The organism is Candidatus Vampirococcus lugosii (assembly GCF_018420025.1).
GTDB classification, from domain to species: Bacteria; Patescibacteriota; Gracilibacteria; order Absconditabacterales; family Absconditicoccaceae; genus Vampirococcus; species Vampirococcus lugosii.
In genome coordinates, this window is the sequence record NZ_JAEDAM010000029.1 from 1 (window position 1) to 12,344 (window position 12,344).

The window sequence follows — 12,344 nt, forward strand, 5'->3', positions numbered from 1 at the left end:
ACAATGTCAAATATCCACTTTACCATTAGACTTAAATACTATTTGAAATCTACTTTCATATTCTTCAGCACCTGCACTATTTCATTGTACTATTGTTCATTTTCTTGTAAAAGTTTTTTCATGACCAAGTTTAAGAGTAACTGGACTATATTTTCAAGAATTTACTTTAAAACTATTTTGAACATTTTTCCAATCTCAATCAACTGTAATAGTTTTATTATTTGGATCATATTTTATATTCCAATTATGATGTGTTGCACCTCATTTATAAGTTGTACTTTTTTTCTGCACTTCTAAATTAACTTTTTCTTTCTTATTCCTTTTATTTACATCTTTCTTATCTTCTCAATTTCAATTAGATTTAGGTTTACATTCATAATATCATTGAACTTCTCAACATTCACAACTATCATGAGGAGGTCAACTAGTTACAGTTCATGATGCTTGCCATATACAATTAACTCCTGTTGTATCTTTTTTATTTGTATTTTTTTTATCTTTTTTATTTCAAGTTATACCACCATCTGGACTAGTTGATTTACCTCAACCTTTTTCATTAATAGTTTCCAAAACCATAATTTCATAATTGATAAGTATCGGTTCTAAGATATTCCAATAACTGAAATCTTTTGCAGCTTTTTTAATTTCACTTAATCCTTCCAATTTTTTTAACAATCATTCAATACCTTCATTTTTAAGTTTTCAGTTTTGTTTAGATAATTCTTCCTCAACAAATGCATTATATACCAATTTATTTGATTCACTCAAATTTCAAACCTTACTATTTAATTCTTTCCTTAAATTAGATAATTTATCTCATAAATTACTATCTCATAAATTACTATTATTTCAATTATTTCATCAATTACTATTATTTCAATCATTTCATTGATTATTATTATTAGTATAAGTTTTTAGAATATCTCTTAAATTAAACTCACAACTAATATCAGTATAACTATCCCAATTTTTATTAGACAAATTATATACTTCATCACACCTTAAAATACAATCTTCTTCAGTTCTAACAGAATCATCATCAAATAATATTTTTGATGATGATTTTATTCTACAATTACGAGGAGGAGATACATTTTCAATATCATTTTCATTTCAAGAATCTTTTTTATTCCAAGAACCATCATTTGTTGTAGTTTCTCATTTTCAAGGACAATAGCCATGTACTTTTTCATCACAAACAACACATGATTTTAAATCATTATCAAAAATATATCAAAAATCACAAGATTCATGAATTCTTTCTTCTCAAATTTTAGTAAACTCTCAATTATTACAAACAAAATCTTGTTTTTTATAAGTAAGTCTAACTTCAGGATTATTAGATTTATCAACAATTTTAGTCGCTGTAAATACTGATCAATTAGGTACATTATAATTTTTACTAACACCTTGATTACTACCAATATCATGACTATTAAGTCAATATCAATCTATACTTGTTGGTCAACATCAATCTTCAATATTTGTAACAAATGAAAATCAATCATCAGATATAGTATATCAAAAATCAAATTCAAACTTTATTTTTTCATTTGATGCTCTTTTAAGTTGTCAATCTTTAGTACATTGAAAAACTTTAGTTTTTATAATAGTTCATCATTTTACTTCAAATTTTTTAACAAGAGTTCTTACATATTCAGGTAATATAACTCTATCAATAACATATCAATCTATATTAGTACCCTGTGAACAACTATAATTTGTATCATCTCAAGGTAAAGCTATACAAGCATCAAAAGAAGGAGATAAAGTATATCAATTATTACATTCAATAATTTGTTCTTCTAATTTCCAATCATTCATTGGTGATAAAGTTGCTCTACATGAATACTTTCTTTCTATATTTCAATTTTGTATTTCTTTTTCTAATTTATGATAACTTGTCCAAGTTTTATTAATATCTTCAGGTCTAGATTTTGGAAGATCTCAAAATCAAGAAATATTTGTTTCTGGACATTCTGCAAAAGAAAATCATAAATACAAAAACAATCATATAACAAATAAAAATATTTTTTTCATAATAAATATATAAATATATAAATATATAATACTAAATATATAAATTTAATATTATTCTATAAGTATAATTATTTTTTTTAAAATTTCAAATCTTTTATTTTATTATAAATATTTGATTAATTGAAAGATTTAGAAATTGTATATTACAAAGATGAGATTAAAGTCTAATTTTAGTTGTATCCCAAGGTCTTCGTTCAGGATTTTCAATAGCCTTTTCTGTATTTTTAGTATCTGTATATAAATAATTATTATCAAGTAAATTTTCAATATAATTAAATTTACGATGTAAAATTAAACTTGTTTCCGCCATTTGTTCAAAAACTCAATAATGATTAATATACATATTAATACTTTCTGCAAAATCTTCAAAAGGGTTTGTCATAGCATATCAACTTACAAAATCAAGACGAGATTTTCAAGATTTAGTAGTATCTTCTGAAAGCCATGAATATGAATAAAAATCTATAGAAGGATCATCCAAATAAAATTTTTTCTTCCCAAATTCTGTAAAATTAGAATCTAATTTTCATCAACTTCATTTAATAACTCATAAATCAATTATATGTCATAATTCATGTGTAAAAACTTCCATAAATTCTATTTTATTTGAAATTCATGGTAAATTAATAAGCATAGTATGATGACCTGCATATCATCTTCTTCAAGTTCATTTTTGATCAATTCTTAAAGACGACATTATATTTGAAATTTTTTCAGAACTATTTAAATATTCATCAATATTATTAATTATATATATAATAATAGCTTTGTAATATAATCTTTGTGTATTAGAAAAATCACCTATAAAATGAGTAAAATCACAAACATAAAGATTTAAACTACAAATTCTATTTATATCATTTTGAGTATATTTATTTTTTGCAGATGAATGTTCTTGTTTTATTGCTTCATTGAATATATAATATAGAAATCTTTGATTTTTTTGCTTTTCAAGTTCTTTTTCTTTAATTTTTTCTTGTATATTATTTTTTTCTTGATTTTCTTGTATATTTTCTTTATTTATTTTTTCATCAGATATATTTTTTTCAGAAATTTTTTCATCTTGTTTATTATGTATTTCATTATTTATTTTTTTTTCATTTAATATATTTCTTTCAAATTTTTTATTAGTTAATAATTCATCCAAAACTCTATCATGCCTTTTATCAAAAGTTTTAACTCATACTTCAGGTACATACAAAATAAGTCAGTAAATAAAAACAAAACTTCAAAAAAATATTTTGGAAATAAAAATAAATAATTTTGGCAACATAATTTTTTTTTAATTTTTAATATAATAAATTTAAATATTATTTTAATTGTAAAATATCATAAAAGTCAGCATATCAATTTACTGATTTATACAATCAATCTTCAAATAAATCAATAAATCATATACTCTTTATATATTTATATATATCATCATTAAATTTTTTTTCAAATATCATTTTTGAAATAGTTTCATCAATTTTTATTATTTCATTTACTGGAACTAATCAATCATATCATTTATCACATTTATCACAAGAATTTTTATTAGCAAAATGTACAATAATATTTTTATCAATATTAGAAATTTCAAAATCATTTAAATTTATTTCTTTTTTTATACAACAATGATGACATAATTTTTTAACTAATTTTTGATAAATAACAAATTTTAAACCTGTAGCAATCAAATGATTTTGTATTTGCAATTGTTGAAGTCTACTAATTATTGATAATGCACTATTTGCATGTATGCTTCCAAAAACAATATGTCCTGTATTTGCTGTTTCTAAACAAATAGATGCAGTATCTTTATCTCTAATCTCTCATACTAATATAATATCTGGATCTTGTCTTAATATTCAATTTAATCATTTTTGAAAAGTAAAATTTTCTTTTTTATCATTAGTTTTTCTATTAGTGACTTCAGATTGAATATATCCTGGTATAACATATTCAATCGGATCTTCCAATGTAAAAATAGTTTTTTTATTACTATCAAATGTTCATAATATAGAATATAATGTTGTTGTTTTTCAACTTCAAGTACCACCAGCAACTAATACTAATCAATTTTCCAAGTTTGAAATTGATTTTAATTTTTCCAAATTTTGTTTAGAAAACAATAAATTATCTATACTTATATGAGTTTGATCAGTAATAAGAATTCTCATAACTAGATTCTCACCAAATATAGTTGGCATAGTAGATAATCTTAAATTTAATGAAACTGGTTTTCCTCAAAGATTTAAATTCATAGGTATTTTTCAATCTTGAGGAATTCTTGTTTCATTAAAATCTAATCATGAATTGTTTTTCAAAACATTTAATAATTTATAATTTCTTTCATGAGTAATTTTTCAATAAGTTTTCATAACTCATGCTATTCTAAATCTAATTAATACTTCATTTTTAAATGGAGTTATATGTATATCAGAAGCATTATTTTTTAGTGCTAAAGAAACTATTTTTCTCAAAAATAAATTTGGATCAAAAGATGTATCTTTTATCATTAATTATATATTTTATATTTAAATAAAAATATACTTAAATTTAATTAGATTTTCTATTAAATTTAAGATCTCATATTTTTATATATTCAGGTAATTTAATTATATTTCAAATTTGCAAATAAGCTCAAGATTCTTTAAAAAATCTTGAATTTAAATTTTTATTTCATTTATTAAAATCAATAATTTTATTAATTATATTAACAATATCATTATTTTTTTTAAATCAATAATTATTTTTTACAATATTCCATAAAGTATCTCAACTTTTTACTTTATAATCTATACTAGAAATATTTTCTTCTTCAATATTATTTTCATATACACTATCTTGTCTATCATAAGTTCATAAAGATTCTTGTGATTTTCATTCAACACTTTTTTCCTCTATATCATTTCTATATGTAGGAGGTGTTATTCTATAGCTAGGTACAGGTCTTTTATATCTACCATATTTACCATAAGCAACTATTTCTTGTTCTGTTTTTTTTGCTTCTTTTTCTACTTCTATCTCTTTTTGTGATTTTGATTGAGATTTTTCAGATTTTTCATTTATATTATAATCTAAATCTAAATTTTTTAAATAAAAATTTCATTGTTCATCTTTTGTCTTAAGTAAATATCTTCAAGAATTTACTACAACTTCTCAATTTCAAACATCAGCTCTTCATATTCAGAAATTATTCAACGACATATTTGATAAATCTTGTTTTACTCAAATATAACGAAGTGCTTTTATCAATCAAGAATCAGTTTCAATACTATTTCAGATATCAATTTCATTTTCGTCAAAATTTATTTTTCAATTATAAAAAATCATTAATTCTTCATATACAATATCTATCAAATTATTTGTTAAAGTTATAGCTTGATCAAGATCTCACTTGTTTAATTTTTTGTATATATTTATAAAATCTTTTTTGTAAGAATTATCATTGTAATTTAATTCTAATACTCATAAAAATAGTTCTAATCTCTTAAATTTTTTACCATATTCTGTAAGATTCCATTCTTCATCAAAAGTATTATTCAAAATATTATCATTATCTACATTTCAAAAAGTACTAGCAACTAAATAAGTTTCATTAGTAATAATTGCTATATATTCAGAGTATGTAAATACTTCTTTTTCCTCATAAGAAGTATTACTGATATTATCATATAATACTAATTTACTAGTAATTTCACTGTCGTTAAATCGTTTTTTATCTTCTTGAGTATGTAATGAATCCATTATTTTATTCAAAATCTCTATATTATAAAATCATTTTTTTCAAAATCTTGATCAATTTGATTTATTTTCTTGAAAATTTATAATATTTTTAATTTTGGAATATAAACTAATTCTATTTTCTAAATCTACTAATGTCATTCATTCAGGCAAATTTAAAATCCATTCTTTAAATTCAGGAAATTTTTCTTTCAAAGAAAGAATTCTATTATTTTCTTTTATTAGATAATCCAATGAATTTTGATTTATACCCAAATTACTTCTTATATCTCTCAAAGATATTCAAACATTATCAATAATTTGATCAGTTTTATTTTTTTTATAAATTTCTAATTTTACAATTTCATCAATAAGATCGTAAAAAAATTTTGATAAATGTTCTTCATTTTCTCATAATGAATTTAAAATAAAATTTTTAAATTTTTGAATTTGACTTTTATTTGTCCAATCTATAGATTCCAAATCATAATTAAAATCGTATATAGACATTATGGGAGTAAAAAAATCTACCCAGTCTACAAATTCTATATTTTCATTAGATCTTTCATTTTCTTCTATTATATATTCAAAATTTTCTTTCATTTTTAAAATAAAAAAATAAATAATATATCTATAATATACATTATTTATTTTTTGTCAAAAAATCGTGTTTATTTTTGTTTAAACTTATCTTTGTAGAGTAAAATTTCTAAATTCTTGATCTAAACAAGGATTTGCAAGAAAATAAAGATAGATTTGTGTACTACACAAATTTTATAATTTTATTTTAAATAATTTAAATATTTTTTCTTGAAGCTCATTTATTTATTTTACTTTATTTATATGTATATTATATATTTTAAAGTAAACTTTACTTATACAAAGAAATTGCCTACAGAATCAACAAAATTCACTCTTTTCTTTAATTTAGGTGCAGAAGGTTAGCATAAAATCTAATCTTCTGCAATAATAAAAATAAAAAAAGTTTGAAAAGTTAATTAAGAACTAATAAAAATAATAAATAAAAAAGGTGTAATTAGTGGAAATTTATGAAAAAATATGTAGAAAGGAGGTATTAAAATTAAGTTTAAATGTTTTTAAATTTTAAAATATTAATTTTAATTTATTTTATTGCTTTAATTTTTTTAATTATTTTAAGTTTTTTCTTTAATTATATATTAATATTATTAATATTTATTATGTTTATTCCATTTTTAAGAATTTTTTATATCAGAGAATTATTTTATGATTTTTCTATAAGCTTGTATAATTTTTATAATATTTGATTTTTTGATAATATTGAAAAAGAATTTATTAAAAATAATGAAGAAAAAAATAAAGAAAAAGAAAAAGTTGATTTTAATTCTGAACTTGATGAATTAAAAAATAAAATAATTTAATTATTAAAATAATTTTATTGTAGTTAATATTTAAATTTTGTACATTTTTCAAAATTTATTTCTTCAATTCATATTTGTTTTTTTAAATTATTTATTCTAGTTTCTGTCATAGGATGAGTTCCAAAAAATTCTACAAATTTAGGATTTTTAGATTGATTTTTTTGAAAAAAATTTAAAACACATCAAGGATTTAGTCATTTTTTTTGTACAAAATTTATTCAATAATTGTCTGCATTAATTTCCATATTTTTACTTAATATATTTCACATCATTGAAGTAATTTGAGAAAAATCAAATCAAATATTGTATCAAATATATGAAAAAGTAGTTTGAAATGGAAAATTTGTTGTAAACATTCTTAATGGATCCCTGTTTTCTATATGACCTTTTTCATGTCATATTACAAATAAAATTTCTTCTTCATATTTTATTTCTTCCAAAAGTCATTTTGTAATTGCTATATTTCATCATATACTTGCAAATGCATTAGCATCCTCAATATCCCGTAAATATAAATTGTAAGGAAAATCTTCTAATTTATTTCAAAATATTTTTTTATCAAATTTTGAAAAATTTTCTTCATTTTTTAATAAATTTCAAAACATTTTTATCTCTTTTTCCAAAGATATATTTGCTATAATTACATAAGAAAACATATAAAATCACAAAAATCATACAACAATAAATATTATTAATATAGAAATCATTTTGATTCACCATTTTATATTTGGTCTTGATGGAACTGTTTCATCTACTTGAATTGGTAAATTTATTTTTTTCATGTTTTTTTAGATATAATTGATTTTTAAAAAAAAATGATTATCTTTAAACAACTAGTTATTTATTTTTAATAAACATTAAACTTAATAAATCTTATGAAAACTAATATTAAATGTCCAGAGTGTCAAAATAGTTTTGAAATACAAGAGAATAAATTAGAAAAAGACATAGAATGTCCTCATTGTTATAATGTTTTTTCTCCCAAAATGCAAGATAAAAATGAAATTTATCAAAAAAATAAAGAGTTTAAACCATATAAATCAAGTTATATTATTTTTAATTCTTTTTTGTTATGGCTATGAATTTTGTCTGCAATTATTTCTCTTTTCTTAATATTTTTTTTAGGAAAAGTTTTTGCTATATTGTTTATTGTTTCTTTTATAATATGAGCAATAGGTTTTTGGTTGGTAAATATAATGTATGATAAAGAAAGATATTTAATAAAAGATAATGAAATTATTTATTGATATTGAACATTATTTCAAGATAATGAAGTAAAATTAAATTTTAAAAAAATAGTGCAAGTAAAAACTACTTTATGATTTTTTCAATGGAATATTTTTGGTACTTGAACTGTTATTATAAAATCTGCATGAAGTGGTACTACAAATGTAAATATATATAATGTAAAAAATCCACTTCAATTACATAATTTAATACATTCTGTTATGAAAGAAAATGGATTCAATCTTTCAAAAGAAAAATTAGTTCAGGAAGCTAAACCACATACTTTATGAGTTATATTAGATATTTTAGGTAAATATTTGTGAATTATAATATTTATTCTTGTACCATTAATTCCAGCAATATTAGATATAGATAATCAAGTAAATTTAATAATAAATTTATGATTTATTTTAATTTTATTACTTACAGTTATTATACCTACAATATTTTTGTATTTGGATACGAAAAGAAGATATTATAGAGTTTTTACTGATGCAGTATATTTTACTGATTGATTTTTGACTAGAAGATATAGTTTTATTCCTTTTGAAAACATTTCTGATGTTGCTAATGATCAAAATTTTTTGGAAAAAATATTTGGTATTCATGATGTAAGATTAAGTTGACAATGAAGTAATAATCAATTTATATTCAAAAATATTCTTTATTGAGAAATTATGATGGAGAATATAAGATATCTTAAAGATAAAACTATTTTATCAACTAGTTCTCAAAAAAATAATTTTGAACAAAAAGAAAAATCTTGAAATCTTGTTGAAGAAAATTGAAATATTGATAATGAAATAGATGAACAAATATGATATAAAAATTACTTGGAAGAAGCTTTGGATTATGATAAATCTTTTGAAGCAAGATATAAAATGGATATGTTGAAAAGTATTGCATCTACTATTCCATTTATTATTATTCCTCCTGTATTTATAATACTTTTAATTTACAAAATAATAATTGTAAAATCATATGATTTTGTAGTAAAAAAAGATAGTATAGAAAGTCAATTTAGTTTTCTTAGCAATAAACAAGATATTTTTAGTATAGAAAGAATTACAAAACTTAATTTTGAAGAAAGTTTAATAGATAAATTATTTTGAACTTGTAGTATAAGATTTAGTTCAATTTGATCTTGATATGATATTGTTTTTAGAGACATAAAAAAAACAGAAAATTTATATCAAAATATTAAAAATAAATTATGACTTAAAGAAGATAATTTATTGAAAAAATTTGATATAAATTTTAATATAATTGAATATATTAAATCAGAAATATTAACAGTTATTACTTTTGTATCAATATTTATACCTTTAAGTATATTTTTAATTTTTTTTACTTATAGAATAGAAATATTTTTTTCTGTATTAATTTTATTTATTTTGATATTTCTTATCAAAATATTTTATCTTAAATATTATTATTCTTCAGATTGGTATTATCACAATATGTACAAAAATATGATTGAATCTATTAATTGAATAATTATTCAAAAAAAATCTTATTCATTGATAAGATATTTAAAATGAATTAAAATAAAAAAATATCCATTTACTAATACTTGAAGTATTTATATTAATGTTGCTTGAGAACAAGTAATAAATACAAATAACTGAAATTATGTAAAATCAAATTATATACAGATAGATTTTATTAAAAATGTTTTTGAAAAACTTAATCAAATTGATCAATTATTATCAGTAAATAAATTAGATACTACTGAATTAAAAAATGATAAACCTTGTATATATAATTCATTAGTTCCTTTATTTATAGTTTTATTTATTTTGTGTGCTGTTTTAATGTTGCTTGATTTAATATTATGAATTTTATGATTAATTATTTCAATGATTATAATATTTTTGATACGATGGTATATTAAAATACAATTTTTTAGTATTCAAAAAGATAGAGTATTATATAGTTATTGAATAATATATAAAAAATATCATAGTATTAGATTAGATAGAATAGATTTTGTTGAATCATATCAATGATTAATAAATAAAATATTTAAGAATTGAAATGTTTATATATATACTATATGAAGTTCAAAAACAGAAATGACTGTCAATAATATTGATGATTATCAAGAATTTTATCAAAAATTAAAGGATTATAAATAATAAATTATGAGTTATTTAATAAATTAATAATTTAAACCAAAATACTATGTTAAAAATTCAAAAACTGAAATTACAAAATATAGATAATACTGCTGAAAATATTGAAATAATATGAAAACTTTTTCCACAAGTAATTACTGAAAAAGAAGATGAAAATTGAAAAATAATTAAAGCAATAGATTTTGATTTATTAAAACAAGTACTTTCCAAAGATTTGGTAGAAGATAATAATGAAAGATATCAATTAAACCGACCTTGAAAAAAAGCAAGTATTCTCAAAGCTAATACTCCTATAAACAAAACTTTAAGACCTGCACCAGATGAAAGTGTAAATTTTGATAATACTGAAAATCTTTATATTGAATGAGATAATTTTGAAGTATTAAAAATTTTACAAGAATCATATTTATGAAAAGTTAAGATGATTTATATAGATCCACCATACAATACTGGTCAAGATTTTGTTTACAAAGATAATTTCAAAAAATCAAAAGATGATTATGAAGATGATTTATGAGTAGAAGATGAAGAGTGATGAAAGTTATTTAAAAATACAGATACTAATTGAAGATTTCATAGTGATTGGCTAAGTATGATGTATGAAAGACTAGTTGTTGCTAGAGATTTATTAAAAGATGATTGAGTTATTTTTATGAGTATAGATGATAATGAAGTTCATAATCTAAGAAAAATTGCTGATGAGATTTTTGGAGAGGAGAATTGTGCATGAGTTATAACTATTTTAAAATGAAATGCACAAAATGATGCTGAAAATATACAAGTTAATCATGAATATGTTTTATGTTATATTAAAAATAATATTAAAATAAGAAATATAAAATCTGAAAAAATTTTAGTTTTCAAAGATCAAAAATGATATTATTATAAATGAAGTTGAATAACAACTGGATGAGAATGATGAACATTAAAATCAAGACCTAATTTAGGTTGGACACTATATTATAATCCAACTACTTGAGATAAAATAATTAAAAATGATTATAATAAAGAATTAATAAATACAAGTAATGATGAAGAAATTATATATGAAAACGACAATATATTATTACAAAAATGATATAGAATTATTAGAGCCCCTAAAAAAATGAAATGAATTATGATGTTGGACTTGGCAATTTTCAAAAGCAAAAGATGAGCTTTATAATTTATGAATAACCGATAGTTTTAATATTTATAAAAAAGAATATATAAATGAAAAATATGTTATAAAGGAAAATGATAAATTATATTTTATAAAAAATAAAGAATTTCCTATTAAATCTTTTATTGAGATAAAAAGTTGAACTTGAACAACTAACTTAAAAGAATTGTTTAATAAATGAAAAGTATTTGATTATTCAAAAAATGAAAAAATGATTTTTGAATTAATATCTAGAGTAGAAATGAATAAAAACGACATAATCCTAGATTTCTTTTCTTGATCAGCAACAACAGCACATGCAGTAATGCAACTAAATGCAGAAGATGATTGAAATAGAAAATTTATTATGGTACAAATTCCTGAAGCTACTGATGAAAAATCTGAAGCATACAAAGCTTGATACAAAAATATTTGTGAAATATGAAAAGAAAGAATTAGAAGAGCTGGGAAGAAAATATTGGAGGAGATGAAAGGACAAGATCTCTCGGCAAGCTCAAGATGACAAGAGTCTGTCATTTCGACCGAAACGAAGTGAAGTGGAGAAATCTCAAAACAAGATCCCTCGACTTCGCTCGAGATGACACAAGAAGAGAAATCTTTAGACATTTGATTTAGAGTTTACAAAGTAGATTCTAGTAATATAAAAGATGTTTATTTTCATCCAAATGA

General features: G+C 20.5%; 7 protein-coding genes and 2 pseudogenes. 4 read left to right on the plus strand and 5 right to left on the minus strand.

What is annotated here, in order from left to right:
* The 4 genes from VAMP_RS02890 to VAMP_RS02905 form a co-directional block, all read right to left on the minus strand.
* Positions 1–2,040: hypothetical protein (locus VAMP_RS02890; protein ID WP_213349034.1), on the minus strand; the 2,040-nt coding region annotated here is incomplete at its 3' end.
* A 157-nt stretch (positions 2,041–2,197) separates the two neighbouring features.
* Complete coding sequence (locus VAMP_RS02895; RefSeq protein WP_213349036.1) at positions 2,198–3,313, minus strand: hypothetical protein; 1,116 nt, start codon at positions 3,311–3,313, stop codon at positions 2,198–2,200.
* Between the two features lie 37 nt (positions 3,314–3,350).
* A complete protein-coding gene (locus tag VAMP_RS02900) occupies positions 3,351–4,541 on the minus strand; it encodes a GspE/PulE family protein (RefSeq protein ID WP_213349038.1) in 1,191 nt (396 codons plus the stop codon).
* A 40-nt stretch (positions 4,542–4,581) separates the two neighbouring features.
* Complete coding sequence (locus VAMP_RS02905) at positions 4,582–6,351, minus strand: hypothetical protein (protein WP_213349040.1); 1,770 nt, start codon at positions 6,349–6,351, stop codon at positions 4,582–4,584.
* 596 nt (positions 6,352–6,947) lie between these two features.
* Here VAMP_RS02905 and VAMP_RS02910 point away from each other — a divergent pair.
* The gene (locus tag VAMP_RS02910) at positions 6,948–7,148 is read left to right on the plus strand and encodes a hypothetical protein (protein WP_213349042.1); all 201 of its coding nucleotides are present in this window, start codon (positions 6,948–6,950) and stop codon (positions 7,146–7,148) included.
* Between the two features lie 23 nt (positions 7,149–7,171).
* Here VAMP_RS02910 and VAMP_RS02915 read toward each other — a convergent pair whose 3' ends face one another.
* The gene (locus VAMP_RS02915; protein WP_213349044.1) at positions 7,172–7,930 is read right to left on the minus strand and encodes a M48 family metallopeptidase; all 759 of its coding nucleotides are present in this window, start codon (positions 7,928–7,930) and stop codon (positions 7,172–7,174) included.
* A gap of 93 nt (positions 7,931–8,023) precedes the next feature.
* On the opposite strand from VAMP_RS02915, the gene VAMP_RS02920 reads away from it, so the two are divergent.
* The 3 genes and pseudogenes from VAMP_RS02920 to VAMP_RS07050 form a co-directional block, all read left to right on the plus strand.
* Positions 8,024–10,513: a PH domain-containing protein gene (locus VAMP_RS02920; RefSeq protein WP_213349046.1), complete on the plus strand. Its 2,490-nt coding sequence runs from the start codon at positions 8,024–8,026 to the stop codon at positions 10,511–10,513.
* 46 nt (positions 10,514–10,559) lie between these two features.
* A pseudogene (locus VAMP_RS07270) lies at positions 10,560–11,234 on the plus strand (site-specific DNA-methyltransferase); the annotation flags it as partial.
* 691 nt (positions 11,235–11,925) lie between these two features.
* A pseudogene (locus tag VAMP_RS07050) lies at positions 11,926–12,344 on the plus strand (hypothetical protein); the annotation flags it as partial.